Source organism: Flavivirga algicola (assembly GCF_012910715.1).
GTDB lineage: Bacteria > Bacteroidota > Bacteroidia > Flavobacteriales > Flavobacteriaceae > Flavivirga > Flavivirga algicola.
Genome location: NZ_JABBHF010000002.1, coordinates 152,182 through 173,896 on the forward strand (window position 1 = coordinate 152,182; position 21,715 = coordinate 173,896).

Genomic DNA, 21,715 nt, shown 5'->3' on the forward strand with positions numbered 1-21,715 from the left:
AAAAGCAATAAAAACTAAATCTTTTTAAGACACTCAAAACTGAGTGTCTTTTTTTATGCTTTACAATTTTAAAAAGATGAAATTGATAAAAAACATATTTTTTTTAAAAAATTTTGCCTTAGAAATTAAAAAAGAAAGAAAAATGCCCCTACAATTGTTTTATTATGAAACAAAAATGACGATTAATAATTACAAAACAAAACTTTAATGTAGGAAGTCACTCAAATAAAACAATCAAAATAATTATATTACTTACAAATCCATATTCAATTTCATTGATTTTCATTAAAACGTTTGGCAAACATATGGGTAAATATATATCTTAAAAAAACATTGATATGTATAACTTATTTAATAACCTATAAAACCTAAAAATATGATCACACTTGCCAAACTTATAATTGATATCGTACTCGTTATTATCTCAATTATATTATGATTTTTCTAAAAGTAAAACTTAGTCTAGAATAAGTTTTACTATTTTTATAAAATGCAAAAGCAAGTATTTAAATTTTTAGCGAAGGTTAATAAACTAATCTTACCTAGTTATTCTAAACAACAATTAGATCTAGCTAAAGCAAGTAAACTGCAAATGGCTATTATTGGCTGGAGGTGGTTTGTTACCAAAAATGCTTTGGATTGATTTAAAACAACAGGATTCTTTTTATTCTGTTGATATATTATAACGATTATTTCAAAAAATGGACTTGTTCAAAGAAATAGCCTACCAAATTGAGCTTCATTCCGTTCAAGGAATTAAGGCTTGTTTTGAAAAAGGATTGGATTCAAATTCAGAACACCAGGGGAAATTGCTAATTGACCTAATGGTTGGTATGTATACACGAAGTCCAAGGTTTAAAGCATGCGTAGAATTATTTATTGAATATGGGCTTAAATTTGAAAATGCCCCTTTACTCGCCGTTTTAACTGATAATGCACCAGAACTAAAAAAACACCTTGCTTCAAACCCTAAAATTATTCACGATAAAATAAGCCTAGAATGCGCCTACACGCCTTTAAAAGAGGCTTCCCTACTTCATTTATGTGCCGAGTTTAATCATGTTGAATGCGCTAAGGTTTTAATTGAATACGGCATAGATATAAACGTTAAAGCAGGTACTGATGAAAATGGTTTCGGTGGTCAAACCCCTATTTTTCATACGGTCAACCAAAATAATAACAATTCCATCGACATGTTGGATCTTTTGCTATCCCATAATCCAGATCTGAGTTACACAATACAAGGCATCATTTGGGGAAAAGGTTTTTCCTGGGAAACCTTAATTCCGTCAATAAACCCCATAAGCTATGCTATGTTTGGGCTTTTACCTCAAATGCATAGAGACGAAAAGACGATTTCTGTAGTAGTGGAAAAACTAACAGAAAAAGCGTATGGTATTAAATATTCTTCTAAAAACATACCCAATCAATATTTAAGTGAATAACTACACTCTAGATATTGTAAACTAACAACATGTAAAACCTCACAATAATTAAATATCATGAGGTCATAAATGTTTGAGTGTTATATTTTCTTTAAGTTTTAAAAATTCTTAATAAATTGAGTTGTACTATGTACTCCAAAAAAACCAAGCGCCCTGGTATTTGCAGTTATATTCATTATATTTCCTGTTAAATTAGCAGGAGGCGGCAAGAACAACTGACCAGGATCATCTTCACTTCCTGCATTTGTTATTTGGTTTTCAAATTGAGCAAATTGATTCAGGTAATATTGATACGTATTGAAATTAAGATTTGAAATACTTACACGTACTTCTTGTGGGTTTCCTACTAAAAACTCTGTTGAATCAAAAATAGCGTTGGCATTGCCATTAAAAAGAACATCATTGGACAGCTCATTTATTTTAAGGTCTAACGAACCATTTCTAAAAAACAGAAAATTAATCAAATAAAAATTGGTATCATCAACAGGATCCGAAAAAACAACTCGATTAAGAGTGTTCGTTATCTCCAAATCATTTATAATAACCTCTTCTTTTAAAACTTCTTCATCAGATTTAAAAGAAGTACCGTCTGCCAATTGTATTTCTACCCAATAACTGTTACCAAAAATGGAGGTAATCATTTCAGAACTTCGATATGTTCCATTAGTGACATTGAAAGTATTAGTAATTAATTCACTGTTGCCTAAAGCGTCTTTTGTATATAATGAAATTTGAGCATCATTTATGGGGTCCAAACTCTGATTATCTACTGGAACGGTTCGTTGTATTTTAATAGTAACATACTCTGTTCCATCTGTAAGAAAGCCTGAAATAAATACTTGGGGCTCGAAATTAGATGGGTTCGGGATTTCACTCACGCAGTTCGTTAACATGAGTAACATTAAAAAATATATTGCTATTTTATATATAGATTTCATATGATTTAGAATTTGAAGTTATACGCTATAAAAGGAATCGGGACTCCTAATACCGAAAATTTAAACGTTTTTAATTGGTTATTCTGAAAGGTTGAAAATACAGAAAAAGCATTCGGGTTCCCGTATACGTTATAAAGTCCAAAGTTCCAACTACCCTGCCATTTCGTATTAGGGTTCCCTATTGGTTTATAAGTAAAAGAAACATCCAATCTATGGGTATCAGGAATTCGAAAGGCATTCCTATCAGAATAGGTCAAATATGGACTCCCGTCAATAATCAACCTACCAGTAGGTACTGTATAGGGTCTTCCTGTTTGATACGTAAAGAAAGTTCCCAAATCCCACTTCTTTCCAAGATCATAATTCACATTTATATTTAGAAGATGAGGTCTATCATAATTTGAAGGGTAGTACTTTCCGTTATTTATGTTATCTATACCATACGCACTTATTGTTTTTCTTTTGGAAACAGAATAGGTATAATTAAAACTCCCCGTTAGTTTCCCCTTATTTTTATAGCCTCCTAATTCTAAGCCATAAGCATACCCCTCTGCTGGGAGCAATTGTGTTTCTATATTTTCGTTAATAAATAAATCGGCGCCATTTTTATACTCTACAAAATTTTTGAGCGTTTTATAATACCCTTCTATAGATAGGTTATATTTTTTGTTCGGTGTATCATATGCATAACCACCCGATATCTGATTTACTTCCAGTGGTTTTATATAAGTCCCCGAAGGTTTCCATATATCAAAGGGCAATACAGCTGCAGTGTTAGATATTAAATGGATATATTGAAATGTTCTGTTATACCCTATTTTGAATGCTTTTCGATCGCTTAGATCATACTTCAAAGAAAAACGGGGCTCAAACCCAGAATAGCTTTTAACGATATCTCCTTTTTTATATGTTTTCGTGTCTGTAATGGTGTTTACTGTCAAAGGAAAATCAGGATTATAAACCGAAACTGTATTAGGGCCTATGTTTCCAAACCAAGAATATCGGATACCCATATTAAAAGATAATTTATCCCATTTTTTTTCTATTTCATAATAAGGTGCCACTTCTATACCTCTGTCTACATCGAGACTTTCAGGACTTAAACCAGTTTCTGCACTAGATAAGTTTGCTGGGATAAATTTATACAGGGTACTATTTATTCCAAATCTCATTTTTGTATTAGGATTTGTATAATAAGTAAAATCGGGTTTTATTATCCAATTTTCCACTCCAGAATTCCACTTAAAACTTTGGGCATTAGGAATAAACCCTCCATTATCATTTTGAGATACAAACGAATATTTATAGCTACTATAGATCGTAGACAAATTCATGAATAGTTTATCTGAAAAAAGATGATTCCATCGTATGGTCGCAGTAGCATTCTTCCATCTAAAATCAATAGATGCATCTGGTTCATTGGAACTTCCGCCATTAGCACTTTCCTCACTTACGGTATCTTCTAACTTTGTTACATCAGCTCCAAAATAACCAGACACGAACAGTTTATTATTATCATTTATGTGCCATGATAGTTTGGTATTCAAATCATAAAAAAACAGTTTAGTACCATCCAAGTCTTCTCCTCCTAGCGGAAAAAATATATCAAAGTACGACCTACGGCCCGAGACAAGAAAATTTAGTTTTTCTTTTATTAAAGGCCCTTCAACAGTAAGACGAGAAAATATAGTTCCCAAACCTCCTTCCCCCTTAAACTCTTTTGTATTTCCTTCTTTTTGGCGAATATCTAATACGGCAGAAGCTCTACCTCCATATCTTGCAGGAATACCTCCTTTATATAAGGTTACATCTTTTATGGCATCTGCATTTACTACAGAAAACAATCCGAACAAATGTGACGATATATATAACGGAGCTTCGTCAAGTAAAACAAGGTTTTGATCTATATTACCGCCTCTTACATTAAAACCTGCCGTACCTTCTCCTACCGAAGTAACACCTGGTTGCGTGAGTATTGCCCTGTTTATATCTGGTTCACCAAAAAATGCAGGCAGTTGTTTAATATCTGTTACCTTTAAATTGTTTACGCCCGATAAAACGTTATACACCTGACTCTTACTTTTTGTCTCAGAAGTAATTATAACTTCATCCAACTCATTTGATGAGGGCTGTAGTTCAAAATTTCGTTTTAAATCTTTATTCAATTCAATGACCTCTTCTGTGGTCGTATAACCCAAATAGGAAATCTGCAAAGTATAATGCCCTTCAGGTAGTGTTAAAGAATAAAATCCATATTCATTGGATGTTGCTCCCTTATTTTCTCCCTTTACAATAACATTGGCTCCAAGCAAGGTCTCACCCGTAGTAATATCTTTTATAGTGCCACTTATAGTATATTTTTCACTTTGTTGTTTTTGTTTAGTTAGAATGATAAGTTCATTTTTAAACTTGTATTTAATTTGTGTATTCTGAAACAATAAACCGATCGTTAAGGTGATGTCTTTTTCCTGAACATCGATGCTAAATGTTTGCTGAATATTTATATCGTCGTTATTAAATACAAAACTATAATCGGTTTGTGATTCTATTTGATTGAGAATTGATTTTAAAGAAGCGTTGTTTAAATTTAGGGTTACTTTATTTTGAGAAAAGCTGTTGAGAGCAACAAGTTGTATACAGCATATTAGGTAAATCGAAAATGAAAGTTTCATTAAAAAAATACTTCTTTTAGAAAACTGTTTCGATTTAAATGAAACAGCAATTTGTTTTATTTTCATAAATTTAAATGTTGTTAATTAATACTAATCTTAGGCGATTGGTTACATTGACACGTTTAAGTGGGAAAGCGGCAATTTTCCCACTTTTTTATTTTATTCTATCATCCACTCATCTGTTTCTTTATTTTGATTATAATTGAATTCTTTAGACATCTTTAAAACTTCTAAAATGTTTTTTATTGATGTAGACTTATCGAATACAGCTGTGAATTTTGACTTGGCAATCTTTTCGTTTTCAAACACAAGTTTCACATTTAGTTGATTGCTCAGCTCATTAGCAATATCTTTAAATGTCATATTCTCAAACCGAATTTTCCCTTCCTTCCAGGCTAAAACCGTTTGCTCGTTTTTTATAACTGCTTTTAGTGCTAAGCCATCTGCTTTATTAATTCTAATCTTATCATTAGGAAGCATTATGATCTTCTCTTTAAAATAGGTTTTGGAAGTTACTTCGACTTTTCCCGTTAATAGCGCCGTTTCCAAATAGCTGTTATCAGGGTAAGCTTTAACATTAAAACTGCTACCTAAAGCTTTAACGGTAATATGATCTGGTATCTCAACCGTAAAGGGGTTTGCTTTATCTTTTGCCACCTCAAAGAATGCCTCGCCATTTAGTTGAATGGTTCTGGGAGATTCTTCTTCATAAGAAATTTTACTTACAGCATTTAACCAAACAACCGAACCGTCTGAAAGGGTGATTTGTTTTATTTCTCCATAGTCTATTTGATTGAGAATTGATTTTAAAGAAGCATTGTTTAAATTTAGGGGTTCTTTATTTTGGGAAAAGCTGTTGAGAGCAACAAGTTGTATACAGCATATTGGATAAAATGAAAGTTTCATTAAAAAAATACTTCTTTTAGAAAACTGTTTCGATTTAAATGAAACAGCAATTTGTTTTATTTTCATAAATTTGAATGTTGTTAATTAATACTAATCTTAGGCGATTGGTTACATTGACACGTTTAAGTGGGAAAGCGGCAATTTTCCCACTTTTTTATTTTATTCTATCATCCACTCATTTGTTTCTTTATTTTGATTATAATTGAATTCTTTAGACATCTTTAAAACTTCTAAAATGTTTTTTATTGATGTAGATTTATCGAATACAGCTGTGAATTTTGACTTAGCAATCTTTTCGTTTTCAAACACAAGTTTCACATTCAGTTGATTGCTCAGCTCATTAGCAATATCTTTAAATGTCGTATTCTCAAACCGAATCTTACCTTCTCTCCAGGCTAAGACCGTTTGCTCGTTTTCTATAACTGTTTTTAGAGGCAAACCATCTGCTTTATCTATTCTAATCTTATCATTAGGAAGCATTATGATCTTCTCTTTAAAATAGGTTTTGGAAGTTATTTCGACTTTTCCTGTTAATAGTACCGTTTCCAAATAAGTGTTCTTAGGGTAAGCTTTAACATTAAAACTGGTTCCCAAGGCTTTAACGATAACATGATCTGGTGTCTCAACCGTAAAGGGGTCTGCTTTATCTTTTGCGACCTCAAAGAATGCCTCGCCATTTAGTTGAATGGTTCTGGGTGATTTTTCTTCATAAGAAATTTTACTTACAGCATTCAACCAAACGACCGAACCATCTGAAAGGGTGATTTGTTTTTCTTCTCCATAGGTCGTTTCTATGGTAATCCTATGAGTAGATAAGTTTTGATAAGCGATTCCTGCAATAGCAATAAAAAATACAATGACTGCTGCATATTTCATATAGTTTTTAATGTTGAAATCTTTTTTATACCCTGGCTCAACAGAAGTAAAAAACTTGGCTTTTGCAGTTTCTATATCAATGACATCTTCATATGGATTTTTCTCGGTAACATCATAAAGCTTAACGATTGAATTGAATAAATTTTCATCAAAATCATGTGATTGTTTCCAGTTTTCAATTTTTATTCTGGTAGATTCATCTGCACTTTTAGTAATATAAGCCCAAATATCTGCTTCTTGAATGCTATTGTCCTCCATAATAAGGTGTTTATTAAAGGACGTTTGCCAGACTGTAGTACCCTATTTATTTTTAAAAATAGTCTTGAAGTTTATTTCGAAAAACCCGTAAAGCCTTTGAAATATGGGACTCCACAGTTTTCACTGACATGTTCTTTAAAGACGCTATTTCCTGGTAAGTCAACCCCTTGTCTCTGGATAATTTGAATATTTCAGCAGTTTTTGGTTGTAATGAAGCATACGTATTGTCTATTTCTTTTTGCAAGTCCCATTTGCTATCAATATCCGTTACAAATTCAGTATTCAGTTTATATAGATTAATGTGCTTTTCTTTAGTTTGATCTTTTCGGTAATTATCTATAATTTTGTTTTTCAAAACCTTAATAAGATAAGATTCTATAGAACGCTCGTCTTTATTAATCTTTTCAATGTTTTCCCAAAGTTTAATAAAAGTTTCTTGCACTAGCTCCTCGGCAATGTCTTTTTGTTTAACTACCTTGAATGAATAATTAAAAAGTCTTTTATAGTATTTGTCAAATAGTTCTGAAAATTTCTTTTTCTTGATCCCTGATGACTTCATATATTATTTTACCTACTTCTCTGTAAATAATTAACAAACCAAACGTTGTCTCTATTATTTTCTTCTAAAGAATTTTTACTGGTTTAGAACTCGTAAATGTATAAAATATTACTAATTGAGAAGTATCGTCCTAAAGGTTAAATTTATTCTAGGGGTTTGTATTAATTTAGTTGGAGGTAGTCTGTGCAACCAATAGGTTTGTGTCATGTCTTTCATGACCATTAAACTGCCATGTTCTAATATTAAACTAATTTTCTCTTTTGTTTTTTTATGTTTAAAAGCAAATTTTCGTTCTGCTCCAAAGCTTAAAGATGCTATGGCTCCATTTTTTTTTAAATCTTTTTCTGCATCACTGTGCCAAGCCATGCCTTCGTTTCCGTTATGATAAAGGTTTAGTAAACACGAATTAAAAGTTTCACCAGTTATGCTTTCTACTTTTACTTTTAATTCCAATAATTCCTTTGTCCAGTTTAACGCTTGTTTCGTTGTATTCGAATACGTATATTCAAAAGGCTTGTCTCCATACCAGGCTACTTTGCGCTTGGTTATTATTTTCTTACCATAAATAATAGCTTCGTCGTTTCTCCATGCAATGGTATCCAACAGTTCTTTTAAATGATGATCTGCTTCCTTTTCTTTAAAGGATTTACCGTAATAATTCACTGTTCCATCCTTAGGAAGCAAATTCTTTGTTTCATCTATTTTTATATCAAACAACTTCATCTTTCCATTTCTTATATGCTACTCTCATACAATGTCCACAAGGTCGAAAATTATTTTTTAATGCTTCTTTTTCTGTTGAGAAAAATATACGGTTCTTTCGTTTCATCCGCTTGCCTGATTTACAATTCAAATAACCATAAATCTTTAAGTTATTATGGCCTCCAAAAAGAATCTGCTTTGCTTTTATTTTTAACCTCAAATCAGTATCAGAAATGTCGATATGCTTTATCATTATTAACTTATAGCATCATGAAAAATAATCCCCAGGGTATGCCTTTCCCCACTATGCAATTCGCTTACACCATGTTTCATATTTATTCTATAGTAGCCCTTGGTTCCTTTTTGGGGTCTGAAATTAGTAGTAAAAATAAGCATATCTCCCTTTTTGGGCTGTAGCACTGTGACTTTAGATTGTGCCCTTGGTATTTGCTGTGTTAATACAAATTCCCCTCCATTATAATCAATATTTGGTTCATTTAGAAAAAAAACTGTTTGGAGCGGAAAATATACATCGCCGTATAAATCTTGATGTAAAGTATTAAAACCTCCTTTGCCATATTTTAAAATCAAAGCTGTTGGTTTTAATTGGTTGTTATCACGACATTGCTGCTGTAATTCATTAAATGTGGTTGGGAATTGTCTGTCTATTTTTAAAACCTTCATCCATAGGTTAGCTATTGGTACCAACTTTGGATAGATCTCTTCCCTTAATATCTGGATTGTTTTTGGTAACGGATAATCAAAATATTTGTACTCACCTAAACCAAAACGATAACGTTCCATCACGACCGTTTTTCTATAACCTGTATTATTCTTATACAAGCTTTTAAGCTCTTGACATAATCTATCTGAAAGGAACTTTGGAACAATAGCATATCCTTTTTCATGCATATTTGCTTCAACTTCGTCCCAATTTATCGCCTCTATATTTGAAATTAAATTTTCCACCTACACTCCCATTTTTGCGGCTTCCCAGCCAATTATTGCAGACTTCCTAGTGTTTCCCCACATATACCCCCCGATTTCACCTGTTGACTTAATAACACGATGACAAGGAATTATAAATGCAACAGGATTACTCCCTATGGCCGTTCCTATGGCCCTGGAAGCTTTGGGTTTCTCTATTTCATTTCCAATTGAGCCATAAGTAGATAAACCACCTCTTGGAATTTTTAAAAGAGTTTCCCACACTTTTAATTGAAACGGTGTTCCTTTTAAATGTAGCTTTATATTATTGAGTTTGCTCCAATCATTCTGAAAAATAAACAACGCATTTTGCTGCATGATGTCCACAACTTGATAGTAGTTAGCATTTGGAAAATGGTTATTTAGCTTTGAGAATGCTTCTTTTTTATTCTCAAAAAAAGCCATATAACACACGCCTTTTTTTGTGGAGGCTACGATAATATTTCCAAATGGGCTTTCAGCAAAACTATAGTTTATAAAAAGGTTTTCTCCTCCATTCTTAAATTCCCCTGGAGTCATTCCTTCAATATTGACAAACAAATCATGTAAGCGACCTGTCCCAGAAAAACCAGTCTCGTATGCTGTATCAAATAATGTTGCTTGTTTATCTTTTAGCAATCGCTTGGCATATTCTATACTAATATACTGCATAAACTTTTTTGGACTCACTCCCGCCCAGTCTGTAAATAAACGTTGAAAATGGTGTGGACTTAGATGTACGCTTTCTGCAATATTGTTTAAAGAAGGCTGCTTCTTAAAATTTACCTTAATATAATCTATGGCTTTGGCTATGCGATTATAATTAATCTGTGCTTGCTCTGTCATTTCCTTAAATTTTATGATACAAAATTATCGTGCCTTAAAAACTCATAAAACCCGATTCTTGCTTACCTTCTTTTTTATTGTATTTCCTGCTAATGAAAGCAATGGTGATTTTGTAATAGCACAATAAAATTAACTATATCATTTCTGTAAAATGTAATTTTTTATCTTGAATTGCTCCTTAAACCCCAATTTAAGGTATAGATTCTTTCCCATGTCTGATGCTTGTAAGGTTACATATTTGTAATTCATTGTAATGGCTTCGTTTATTAAAAGCTTCATAGTACGTTCCGCATAACCGCGTCTTCTCTGTTCTGGTACTATACCGACTGCATGGATACCAGAAACATCGCCTGTATTAAACAGAATCCCTGTCCCTACGGCCTCTTTTTGGTGATAAGCTATATAATAACTAACAAGTTTATATGACATCTTTAATAATTCTGGATTAATAAAATATCCAAAAGACCTTTTAAACAAAGTACTCCATAATTCAAATTCTTTTTTAGTGGTGACTTTTAGCAATTTTAAATCACCTACCCCCTTAAACAAACTATTTGTTTTTAATGTCATTCCTATTTGTTCGAATTTAAGATGAAAGTCATTTTGCTCCAATAATTTAAACGAATCACTCTTATAAATATCACAATAAGGTACGATCATGTTTGAAGAAAAAGACCTTACTTTATTCTTTACAAGGGATACCAGATGTTCATCGATATCTTTGTTAAACCACAATCTGTTCGGCCATTCGGAGTTTTCAACAAAACTGTATTCAAAACCTTTCTCTTCGAAATAGGCTTTAAAAGGCTGACTGACCGTTTGCCAAAGTGAGGTCAGGTTTTCAATATTTGATTTGATACTATTCATTTAAAATTAATTAATGTAATTCCTAAAATCATGGACAGCATACCCAATATTCTTTTTATTGTTATTGGTTCTACAGGTAAATTTAACCAACCATAATTCCCTGCAATTACTGCAAAAATTAATTGTCCACACAGCCCAATGGAAATCATGGTTGAGATTCCTATTTTGGGAATGGTATAATAATATAAACTTATGCCCACTACACTAAAAAAACCGCCTAAAAACCACAGGTAAAATGGCACTTCTTTTATTTGTAGTAGAGTAGGTACCGATTTAAGGTTGAATACCAGAAAAAGCAGTGCAAAAATAGTACTGCTAAAAAACGCGATGAGGCTTGCCAGCAAAGGATTTCTTAACAAAACACCTAATTGAGCATTGAGCCCACCTTGCATGGCTAAAAATACGCCACCAATAAATGCTAAAAATAATACGATATAATTATTCATTTTCTATCAAAATATTTGTTTTCATAGTTTTTATAAAAACAATTCTTCAAAAGGTTTTCTCACCTTTTTGTGATATTGTGATTTATCTTCTTTAGAACGATAACCAATAGCTGCGATAACAGATGCATTCAATCCTTGCTCTTTCAGGTTTAATATATTATTGTATTTTTTTGCTTCAAAACCTTCCATTGGACAAGCATCTATTTTGAGTTCGGCGCATATATTTAATAAGTTTCCTAAGGCAATATACGTTTGGTTTGAGCTCCACTTATTCCTTTCTAAATCTGACCTATTTAAAATATCTGCTTTAATAAAATCTGAATACCTTTGAAAAACTGAAATATCTGTTTGCTCTACCTCAGATTTTATGGTAAAGTACGTATCAATATGTTTTTCTGTTACCGTCGTGTAATTACAAAAAATGACTACATGAGAAGCCTCGGTGATTTGACTCTGCCCATAAGAAGCTAATTTTAATTGTTCTCTTAACTTATTATCTTCAATTATTAAAACTTTGTATAACTGGAGGCCATAAGAGGAAGCCGACAATTGAATTGCCGTTTTTATTTTTTCTAAATCTTCTGAAGAAACTTTTCTAGCAGCATCAAACTTTTTGGTAGCATATCGCCACTTTAAATGATCTATTAAACCCATTTTATCTTTTATTTTTATTTATATAACAAAAGTAAAATGTGTTATAAAGCTACGCCTTTACATATGTTGATTCAGTCTTTTTTCTTTATGTTTTTTCTTATCCTGCTTAATTGCGTAGGCGTAATACCTAAATGAGAAGCAATATGCAGTTTCTGTATTCTTTCATCAATATTTGGATGATTTTTAAGTAATTTTATGTACCTATCGGTAGCATTTTCCATGACCAACGAAACTTCTCTTGGTTCTTTATCCAGAACCCAGTTTTTCTCCAAATAGGCGATATAGAAATTTTTTAAATCTATATTATCGTCAATGAATTTTCGGTATTTTTTATAATTAAGACTAATAAGGAGCGTATCTTCTAAGGCTTCTAAAGCAAATTTAGATGGTTTAGCTAAAAGATATGAAACCTTAGAGCCTGCAAAATCATTTTCCAGAAAAATATTCTTGGTGTAAATATTTCCATCATAATCTGTAACATAAGCTCTTAATGCGCCTTTGCAGACAAAGTAGACATTTTTTGCTATCTGTCCATTTCTTAATAATATGTCGTCCTTTTCCAAAGCTTTAAAGGTCACTATGGATTCAATCAAAGACCATGACTCATCTGAAATTGGAGAATAACTTTCAATTTTTAGTCTTAATTCTAAAATGTACTGCTCTTCTGTCAATTGGGTGTTTTATGTATTGAACTCATCTCGATTTTTTGTTCCTAATAAATAAAGTACTACCCCTGATCCAGATTTCACCTTATTAATTTCCCAGTTATAAGATTCTTTTTTATCCAAGTTTTTAACAAGTGTATTCATTTCCTTTACTGAATATGTTCTAAGCGAAGAAACAACACCGTCCCACAATACAAATAAGGGCACTATGGGGATCAAGTATGTAAAAACGATTCTACCAAATTTAAATGGACGAATAAAAGGTGTCGCAAAAAGCACGCTTAATGGAGAAAACAACATCGCTATAATACTTGGCAAACTCCTTTCCTGGGCTTCAAAAACAGCAATAGAGCTGTTTGAATTAATCACATTTTGTAAAATCTGCCTGGCTTCTGGTGGTTTAAAATGATGCAATGACAAAAACTGAGTTCTTAAGCCCTTCAACTCTATGGGAACTTCTCTGGCATCAATAGGTTTTTCTATAAATTCAAAATTATCAGCTTGATTTTTTGTGAATTCAAATGCTGAAATATTAGGATAGAAGTCTGTGAGTATTATTTTTAAATCTGGGACATCCTTTTTTAGTTCCGAGTTTAACCAAATTAATCCGCCACCACCTCCAGAACCAAGGTCTATAATTTGATTGGTACCACTTTCCTTTAAAGCTTTTTTAATAATTGGAACAATGGGTTTGTACAATTTAGTCTTGTTTGACAAAAACTGTAAAAAATCCGTTCCATAGTTTCTTAAAAAAGAGGGAAACCATTTTTGATCTTCAAATTCAAATAAATGTATACGTCCCATATCATTTGCTACGTTGGTACTAAGATATGGAAAAGAGAAAACTTTTGTAACACTTAAATCTGTTTAAAAAGAGGTGTCATAAGTTTTTAATACATCAAATTCCTTACCAGTACGCTCTCTGTACTGCGCCTTAAACAGAGACTTGGGATACAGTTCTTTTTTATTGCTTCCTTCAATGTAGCCTATAGGACCTTTAAATGGTCCTTTACCAGATACAACTCCAAAGCAGCCTATAGCATAATTCTGACCTGTAGGTGGCTTTTGTACAGATATGGCTTTACCTCGGGCATTGCAATTCCATAATACGGAATGCACCGTGGACCAACCGTGTCCATTGGCCCAGTTACCTCTATTATAAAACCCCATAATTCTATTTCCTCCCTCTGATTCTGAACGAGTCTCTATTTCATTTAAGTTGTCAAACAAAAGTCCCTGACTCCATTTCTGATGACCTTCGCTTGCCGTATAAGATTTCGTAGACGTGCATTCAACGACAGCTACGCCAGATACCGTAGACCGTCCGTTAGACACATAGGCATGCCTGCTATTAGAAGCATGACAATGATAAAATAATATTTGTTGTGAATAGTTTGACGCATTAAAGTTATACCGTTGTCCACCTGTTACAACGCCATAGGGCTGTAATGCCTTAGTATCAATAACTGAAATTCTAAAAGCTGTTTCTGTTACAACTCCAGATTTCCAAAAGTGTAGCATGGTACAGTTTTTCACCCAGGCATCTTCTATTTGCCTCAAAGCAATGGCATTTTCCGCATGGTTTTTAATATCGTTTCTTCCTAGCGTATGTATATCAATTCTTAGGTTTTCTATGCCTATATTGGTTAACAGACCTTTTCTATTATACTTATAAATAAAACTTCTGGATAATGACTTGTCTAAATGATTGAATACGGGAGCATCAATCGTTATTTTATTACCTTCTATTTTTTTTATATATCTGTTGTAGACTATAGGCAATTCACCTTCATGCCAAAACTTGGTTTTATCATTATTTACTCCCCATTCATTAACTTCTAACCATTTTTGAGTACAAGGATGCTTTATAACAATATGATCGCCTTTTTTATATAGTGATGGGTTCTCAACTTCAAATTCATGTGAACCGACCTGAACAAAATCACTAGTAATAAATGAGCGCGACCCCCACTCCCAATCGTCATCTAACCTATAATTTTTGTTACCTCCAGCAATAAGTATTGTTCTATTTTCTGGTGTGTTTCCAATAGCATTTATAACAGTATTTTTCGAAATGTTTTCACCATCTCCTTCTCCTCTTACAACCACACCACTATATTTGATATAAATGGTTCCAGAAACGCTATAGCTTCCTGCTTTCAATAATAGTGTTCCTCTAAACCCATGCTCGTTTAGAGGCATTTTGCCCACACTATCTATGGCTTTTTGGATATGATTTGTATTATCCCCTTCTATGGGTTTTATAGTGTATACTACTGGTATATTTGGAATTGGAACCTCGCTATTTTTATAGCCAGCATAGCTAAAATCCGGGATTCTGTTCAACTGTTTATCTGAGGTATAAATAAGCTTATTTTCCTTATTATAGTAAACTCGTGAAGATTGCCATGAATTTTTCGGTAAATCTTGACTAAATGAAATGAATGATTGGAAAACCACTATTATAAAAGCCAGCCGAATGCGCATGTTAAAATCCATAAATCTATTCAAGGACACTTTCATAAGTTATAATTGATTTTCTTTTTGAACAATATTAATTCATGTAAACGACAGGTCAACATATCTGTCGTTTACATGACAATTTTTATAAAATAATTAATGACTTCTGATTTAGTATGACGAATGTATGATGCTTTCAAGCAACAACTACATACCACTTGAGATTTAATTACTTAAAATACCTGGGTTCGGGGTATCTTGCATTTACAATTTTTGCATTATAGCGTCCCCCTTTATCATCTTTAAAATGATTGTAAACTTTAGAGCGGTAGTCTTTCTTATTTGGGACTTCTGTTCTAAAAGCACTCTTTTCTAGACCTATTTTATTAAAAGGAATTGGTTTGAAACCTTCCATAATTTTAAAATCATTTTTAAACGTAAAATCTAAAGCGGCTATATCTTTAAAAGCATCTAAACTTATACGCTGTGGGTATTCAAAAATTTCATCATTAGGTAAATCTTTAAACTGACCAACTTTTTTACTTTCTAATCCCTCTACTGTTCCAGATCCTCCATGTATATAGATTGGTTTTCTTATATCGTAAGCATAATTATCGCTTACCGTACAATTAGTTTGCGCCCATGGATTTTTATTAATAGTCGCTTCAAGTTCTGGAAAGTTTTCTTTCCAAGCTCCTTTTTTCCAGCCTTCCTTTCCTATAACCTGCTCCATAATATAGATGTAATCACCTTTATCTCCCTTAGGCAAATCACTCCCAAACCTTGATAAATCATCCCATTTCTTTTGAATCCCTTCAGGTGTAATAGGCTTTTTTAGTGTCCACCACATAATAGCCCCATCGATACTAATGTTATTTTGAAAATCATTTAAAAATCCATGAAAAATACAACTACCTCTACCCGATCTGTAAAATACATTTCCGTAAACCTTCATCCCAGCTCCATTATCATCATTTCTAAATCCTGTAATGGGGTGCCCTCCTGGTTCAATAAGATGGTGAACAAAATTGTATCGTAACACATTATTCATAGTATACCATTGTGCACCACAATATGCCACATTAAAATCCCCCATCTCATAACCTATATTGTAAAACTCATTATATTCCATTAATAAGTTAACGGTTTTGTAGGTTACTGCTCCATTCATATCATGTAATAAATTATGTGCAAAATGAATGCCTACCCCAGAAAGTCCAATAACACCATACCCCTTTAATCGACAATTTTTAATGACGTTATTTGTCGCAAAATTGTAACATGACTTTAGGGAAATAAAATCACCACCACTAATTTTAAATGCGGAATACAAATCGTAAAAATCACAACCAGAAATACCATTGTACTCACCTCCGTTTATGCTAACACCTCTGTTCAGTCCATTACGCACCACACTCGACGCTAAAAGGTTGTATTTCCCCCCTGATATGGAAACTGCCAAATCGCCTGTATTTTCAATTATAAAATCACGAAATGTTAGAAATTCAGTATTTTCTAAGTTAAGCAAACCTTGTAGCTTAGGCGATTTTAACTCAGCCAACAAAACGGACTCTTTATCTTCTGCACCAGCTTCTCCTATGATAGTTAAAGTTGACTTACCAGGTTTAAACCCTTCTATAGGCCAAACATAAAGTCGTTGCTCCTTTCTATCAAAATACCATTCCCCAGGTTCATCAAGTTCTGCCAAAACATTAAACAATTTTACACGCCTTGGTACTGTTTTTATTTTTTTTACTATGCCATAGCGTGTGTGATGCAACAATTGCACTACATCTCCTTCTATATTACCCACAGGTTCATCTTGAAAATACCAATCATTGTGAAAATAGCCATGTGCCCTCATGTCCCCTGTTCGTTTAAACTCATCTACAACTAATTTAGATAAGTCTTCTTTAAAATTAAACTTACCTCCCGTTGGGTTTTCCTTTGTATAAGGCATTGGCTTTTCTCCCGGTTTCAACCAACGTGTTGTAGGGCCTTCTGCAATAATTTCATTAATATGATTATAACCCCTATTGGGCCATTGTGCCAATTGTAGCAAAAAACCATTCATTGAAATCTGTCCATAGTTTCCCTCTCCTTTAAAATATGAAGATACATCGGCTTTAGAAAAATCAATACTCATCACTTTTCCTTTTGCTTTTGGATGTAAATAGCTTAATAGCTTTTTGTTTTTTACTATTTTCAGCTTTTTCGTGTTAACTTCAAGCCCTCCAGACAAGACAACATCACCTTTCTTAACGCCTCTATATATAATTGGTGCTTCTTTTGTTCCTGAATCTTCTGATGTGAAATTTATAGCATCGTTAACTTTATAATTTCCTTCAAGTACAACAACATGAATTCCCCCTTTTGGAAGTCCTCCACTTGATTTTATGATTCTTATAGCATCTCTCGCAGCTTCAATACTCTTAAATGGCGATTTTTTAGTACCATCATTCTTATCATTCCCTTTATTTGAAACATAAAAAACTTTTGCTGGTTCTAGTATTGGCGCTAATTGATCTTTAGTATACCTCTCACTATACTCTGAAAAATAATGGGGTTTACTATTTATATTTTCAGCAGGTTGTTGAGAAAACAAATCACTTATTCCGATAACCATCAATAAAAAAACGAAACCTGTCCTTCTTAAATCCATTTACAATTTAATTTAAATATTATATTTCTCTAAAATCAAACAGCCCTGTCTGACTTATAATTTGCTAATAGTTGTAGACTATAAGCTTAAAGCAAATATTTGATTTTAAAATGAGATTTTAGGGTAAAAATATCCTTATTTGGTTAACATTTAGTTCAAATTATTTTATAACAAACTCACATCCCTTTATTTTTTATTCTAGCCAGGTTACTTTTTAAATACTATTAATACAATTAGAACAAGTAACTTACACCAAGAAAAAACAAAAACAGCACATTTATTATGTTCCTTTTTCATTTATATTCTTTAAAAATATGGAATCGTAGTTAGCCACTTTTTCTTTTTCATTTTTCGTATAAAGCAAAAAGCAATTTAGATGGTTTATACACCATTTTGAAACTCGATTAGTACTATTTATGCAAATGAGCAGATCTTATATCTAATCTGGAACTTAGCCAAAAAAACGAAAGCCCACAATTCATTTGAACTGTGGGCCTGATATGCAATTAATTTTAAGTCTTAATATTTTAAACGGTCTATTCTACTGGGTTGTAAACTCAAAGACCTGGGAGTTCGATTTGTTTCCGTATGTATCTGTCGTAACAACATACCAGTAATAACCCGTACTTGCAGCCAACGCGATATCATTAACACTGGTATCACTCGTTGTGGCTTGTAAGTTTGTAGGCGGATTCGCAGTATCTAGATAGACCATATATTCTTCTATATCGTTATCTATGTCACTTCCTGTCCATTGCAGGCTTACCGTAGTACCTACCGTAGTACTTCCCATTGACGGACTTACCAATTCTGCTGGAAACGGGGCATAATTTGAGACGCCTTCCCCTGCATTATAAAACCTCCAGGTCTCACTTGTTGCTGTTGTAGTGGTCTTGTTCGATTTTGATACCACGTGCCACGAATATGGTGTACCGCGCAATATTTTGATATCGGTGCTCGTATTGTTTGAAGTAGTCTCCTGGGTTTCATTGGTAATCAGATTTGTAAGTACCACAGTATAACTTGTAGCATTATCTGCCTCAGACCATTCGAATGTTACATTACTTTCTGTTGGAGATACAATATTTCCCTGATTACACTCTTCATCTTTTAAAGGAAATGCCAAACTGGCTGCTTCAGGCGGAAGCACCTTGTCGTTTGCACCGTCTCCACCATCTGAATCGCTTCCTCCACAATTAAACATTACTACTGATGCCATCAATAAAATGCCTTTATACGTATAGTGTCTTATCATAATTTTTTTATTTTGAAATTTTTATTGCTTTAATTCGTTTTGAAATCCCTGCTGTTTCCACAGCTATAACATACATGCCTTCCTTCAAGAAGCCTGTATCTAAATATATCTGGTGATTGGTCGTGTTGTGTACGTTTTCATAAACCAGTGTTCCTACGGTATTGTAGATCTTTAAAGTGGCTGAGTCTTCGAGTCCCAAATCGATAGTCAAATTCTGATTGAACGGATTTGGATACCCTACAATCTCGTTAAGAAACAATTGGTCCTTATACATCCCCTGGCAATCCTTACCTGCTTTTATCTCTATGGAATTACTTCCCTTCTGCAGGTACAATTCTATGGAAGCATCCGTGGTCGTAAACGCCTCTCCATTAAAATTAATGGTATAACGGTCGCTTCCACTCAAATTATAGGTAACACTATTCTTTTTAGTGTTTAATTTACCTGTTACAGATAATGGTTCAGGCTCTGGTATGGTGATTTCATATTCTGTCTTGGCATCAGGATTGGTTGGAGAAGTAATAACGACTGTATAAGTTCCAGAGGCTAGATTCTCAATATTATAAGTGGCAGAAAAACTACCTGAATGATTTACGCCATTTCCCGTTACCGAAACATCAAATGAGCCAACTACCAACGGATTAAGCGTGATAATACCATTAGACTGTCCCACACATGCATTACCCGTACTTTGTGCAGAAGCTAAAATTCCAGTATCGGGTGCATTATCATATAATTCTACCGATAACACCAAAGAACTCACATTTCCTCCCGAATCAGGAAAAGTAATGCTTACCGTATTCGTTTCTTGAAGAATTACAGCAGAAAAGGGAATTTCAATCATTCCAAAAAAATCGTCTCTGTTGGCCTGATCGTAACCTTTCCAATTATCGGGAACTTCAATAGTAATTCCATTTATATTAACAATAGGTTTTTTAGACACATTATGTTTTCTTCCAATACTCATCCTTAGTGTAGCAAATCCATTACCTGTTTCTACATTATCAAATGCAAACTGTATTTCAGAATTAGCTGATATTGGTTGGAGATGAACATCAGAATAATAAGTCTTTCTCCTTAAGGCATTGTCAAATTCAATTGGGTCACTGAATGTATACTCTAAAACAACCGTTTCTCCTTTTATCAAATCAATTGAGCCAGGTGCCGATGTTACTGTTTCAATTGACATATCTGGCATGGTTTGCGGATAAATTTTCAAAGCTTTAATCTTCACATCAACTAAACCAGACAAATTAGATAACATCGTAAGATTTGCTGTTTGCGTATTGTCATCAAGATTGTTTAAAGCGACAAATAGTTTTTGATTATCTGCAAAGGCTTGTGCTTGAACGTCTGGGTTATCACTTGTAATCATGACGCGTTTTCCTTTAACATCCTTCCATAATTCATAAAAATGAATTCTAGGTGTGTACTCCCAACCTGCTGGTGTTGGTTCTCCAATATTTGTTGGTTTAAACAAAACTGCTTGATAGGGTTGATAATTATTTTCTGCAGTAATATGCCATGTGGCTTTACCTGTTATAAATGGAATAGAGTTCACTAATTTATCTTCTCTTTCCAACAAATTGAAAAGTATATGATTTATAGCTTGTACGGTTTGTACGCTTGCAATATCGCTGTAGTCGTCACCATAACCTTTTTCAATAGCTCCATACTCTGTAATGGCATGTGGTTTGACCATATTCCACTTTACATAACTATAATTTTCTATTAAGTCTAAAATAGCTTCTGAATTACTCCCGGAACGCTTGGTATCTTGCCCAGTAACATTGACGCCATCATAAAGGTGAGTTGAAAAACCAAACATATTTTCTCCTGCTGTATCCATAAACATTTTCATGTTTTCATTCCAATGTCCAAAATCATTAAGCTCCATTGAAGGCCATGCACTGGAATAACCAATAACTTTCATATGGTCTAATGCAGGGGTTTCATGAATGCGTTTACCTACTTCACCGTACATCTCTGCCATTTGTTTTTTTATTCTATCATTTTCAGTATTACTCCATGGACCAGAATAAAAATCGTCTGCATGAACAAAAGGCTCATTCATAACCTCAAAAAATTCATTTCTACCATTTTGGTCTACAAAGTCTTTAAAGTATTCTACGACCCAATCACCAGCACTTATAACATTAAGACCATCAATGAATGCATTTCTAGGGTGCTCGGTAGCAACAAAACCTTCTCTTACGGCTCTTAAATTATCATTCCCGTTTCTATCTGCAGGATATACACCTACTGAACCTGTTTGATTATTTGCGTAACTAAAGGGCCCCCAAAAGCCTCTACCCCCAGTAACATTATAATCTAATTTAAAAGTGGTATGTTCGGTATCTGTGCTACTGCTGTGCATAGAGAAGTATTTAGTTCTATCTAGTTCTGAAACATCTCCTAAATAACGCTGACAGTTAAAATCGATTTTTACACTTACTTCTTGTGCATTGTAAGCATTAAATTGAAAAAGCAATATAAAAGGTAGTACATTAAATAACCATAGTGTTTTCTTTTTCATAC

20 protein-coding genes are annotated in these 21,715 nt (G+C 33.2%); 2 read left to right on the top strand and 18 right to left on the bottom strand.

Annotated elements, in window-relative coordinates; translation table 11 throughout:
• Positions 1 to 490 precede the first annotated feature (490 nt).
• Positions 491 to 643 carry an SsrA-binding protein gene (locus HHX25_RS03505; RefSeq protein WP_169670195.1) on the top strand — a complete coding sequence of 51 codons (153 nt, stop codon included), beginning with the start codon at positions 491 to 493 and terminating at the stop codon, positions 641 to 643.
• Positions 644 to 701: 58 nt separating this feature from the next.
• Positions 702 to 1,445: an ankyrin repeat domain-containing protein gene (locus HHX25_RS03510; RefSeq protein ID WP_169670197.1), complete on the top strand. Its 744-nt coding sequence runs from the start codon at positions 702 to 704 to the stop codon at positions 1,443 to 1,445.
• 98 nt (positions 1,446 to 1,543) lie between these two features.
• Here the strand turns inward: HHX25_RS03510 and HHX25_RS03515 are convergent, their stop codons facing one another.
• From HHX25_RS03515 to HHX25_RS03600, 18 genes are all read right to left on the bottom strand, one after another.
• Positions 1,544 to 2,338 carry a DUF4249 family protein gene (locus tag HHX25_RS03515; RefSeq protein WP_169670199.1) on the bottom strand — a complete coding sequence of 265 codons (795 nt, stop codon included), beginning with the start codon at positions 2,336 to 2,338 and terminating at the stop codon, positions 1,544 to 1,546.
• A gap of 50 nt (positions 2,339 to 2,388) precedes the next feature.
• Positions 2,389 to 5,121: a TonB-dependent receptor gene (locus tag HHX25_RS03520; RefSeq protein WP_169670201.1), complete on the bottom strand. Its 2,733-nt coding sequence runs from the start codon at positions 5,119 to 5,121 to the stop codon at positions 2,389 to 2,391.
• Positions 5,122 to 5,214: 93 nt separating this feature from the next.
• Positions 5,215 to 6,027, bottom strand: a complete 813-nt coding sequence (locus HHX25_RS03525; protein WP_169670203.1) for a FecR family protein — start codon at positions 6,025 to 6,027, stop codon at positions 5,215 to 5,217.
• A gap of 93 nt (positions 6,028 to 6,120) precedes the next feature.
• A complete protein-coding gene (locus tag HHX25_RS03530; RefSeq protein WP_169670205.1) occupies positions 6,121 to 7,095 on the bottom strand; it encodes a FecR family protein in 975 nt (324 codons plus the stop codon).
• 52 nt (positions 7,096 to 7,147) lie between these two features.
• On the bottom strand, positions 7,148 to 7,654 hold the full coding sequence (locus HHX25_RS03535; protein WP_169670207.1) for an RNA polymerase sigma-70 factor: 507 nt from the start codon (positions 7,652 to 7,654) through the stop codon (positions 7,148 to 7,150).
• A gap of 111 nt (positions 7,655 to 7,765) precedes the next feature.
• Positions 7,766 to 8,377, bottom strand: coding sequence for an alpha-ketoglutarate-dependent dioxygenase AlkB family protein (locus tag HHX25_RS03540; RefSeq protein WP_169670209.1), 612 nt, complete (start codon positions 8,375 to 8,377; stop codon positions 7,766 to 7,768).
• Complete coding sequence (locus HHX25_RS03545) at positions 8,364 to 8,609, bottom strand: Ada metal-binding domain-containing protein (RefSeq protein ID WP_169670211.1); 246 nt, start codon at positions 8,607 to 8,609, stop codon at positions 8,364 to 8,366. Before HHX25_RS03545 ends, HHX25_RS03540 begins: the two co-directional genes overlap by 14 nt.
• 2 nt (positions 8,610 to 8,611) lie before the next feature.
• Positions 8,612 to 9,325: a 2OG-Fe(II) oxygenase gene (locus HHX25_RS03550; protein WP_169670213.1), complete on the bottom strand. Its 714-nt coding sequence runs from the start codon at positions 9,323 to 9,325 to the stop codon at positions 8,612 to 8,614.
• Entirely contained in the window at positions 9,326 to 10,168 is an 843-nt protein-coding gene (locus tag HHX25_RS03555; RefSeq protein WP_169670215.1) for a bifunctional helix-turn-helix domain-containing protein/methylated-DNA--[protein]-cysteine S-methyltransferase, read from the bottom strand. It lies immediately after the preceding gene.
• 138 nt (positions 10,169 to 10,306) lie between these two features.
• A complete protein-coding gene (locus tag HHX25_RS03560) occupies positions 10,307 to 11,035 on the bottom strand; it encodes a GNAT family N-acetyltransferase (protein WP_169670217.1) in 729 nt (242 codons plus the stop codon).
• The gene (locus HHX25_RS03565) at positions 11,032 to 11,481 is read right to left on the bottom strand and encodes a DMT family transporter (protein ID WP_169670219.1); all 450 of its coding nucleotides are present in this window, start codon (positions 11,479 to 11,481) and stop codon (positions 11,032 to 11,034) included. Before HHX25_RS03565 ends, HHX25_RS03560 begins: the two co-directional genes overlap by 4 nt.
• 30 nt (positions 11,482 to 11,511) lie before the next feature.
• Positions 11,512 to 12,135: an NAD(P)H-dependent oxidoreductase gene (locus HHX25_RS03570; protein WP_169670221.1), complete on the bottom strand. Its 624-nt coding sequence runs from the start codon at positions 12,133 to 12,135 to the stop codon at positions 11,512 to 11,514.
• Between the two features lie 71 nt (positions 12,136 to 12,206).
• Positions 12,207 to 12,806 carry a Crp/Fnr family transcriptional regulator gene (locus HHX25_RS03575; protein ID WP_169670224.1) on the bottom strand — a complete coding sequence of 200 codons (600 nt, stop codon included), beginning with the start codon at positions 12,804 to 12,806 and terminating at the stop codon, positions 12,207 to 12,209.
• Between the two features lie 9 nt (positions 12,807 to 12,815).
• The gene (locus HHX25_RS03580; protein ID WP_169670226.1) at positions 12,816 to 13,604 is read right to left on the bottom strand and encodes a hypothetical protein; all 789 of its coding nucleotides are present in this window, start codon (positions 13,602 to 13,604) and stop codon (positions 12,816 to 12,818) included.
• 63 nt (positions 13,605 to 13,667) lie between these two features.
• Positions 13,668 to 15,146 carry a peptidoglycan-binding protein gene (locus HHX25_RS03585; RefSeq protein ID WP_169670228.1) on the bottom strand — a complete coding sequence of 493 codons (1,479 nt, stop codon included), beginning with the start codon at positions 15,144 to 15,146 and terminating at the stop codon, positions 13,668 to 13,670.
• A 343-nt stretch (positions 15,147 to 15,489) separates the two neighbouring features.
• Complete coding sequence (locus tag HHX25_RS03590) at positions 15,490 to 17,922, bottom strand: right-handed parallel beta-helix repeat-containing protein (RefSeq protein WP_205957987.1); 2,433 nt, start codon at positions 17,920 to 17,922, stop codon at positions 15,490 to 15,492.
• A 541-nt stretch (positions 17,923 to 18,463) separates the two neighbouring features.
• Positions 18,464 to 19,177 (bottom strand): IPT/TIG domain-containing protein, encoded by a 714-nt coding sequence (locus tag HHX25_RS03595; protein ID WP_169670230.1) that lies wholly within the window; start codon positions 19,175 to 19,177, stop codon positions 18,464 to 18,466.
• A 7-nt stretch (positions 19,178 to 19,184) separates the two neighbouring features.
• Positions 19,185 to 21,713, bottom strand: a complete 2,529-nt coding sequence (locus tag HHX25_RS03600) for a T9SS type A sorting domain-containing protein (protein ID WP_169670232.1) — start codon at positions 21,711 to 21,713, stop codon at positions 19,185 to 19,187.
• Positions 21,714 to 21,715 lie beyond the last annotated feature (2 nt).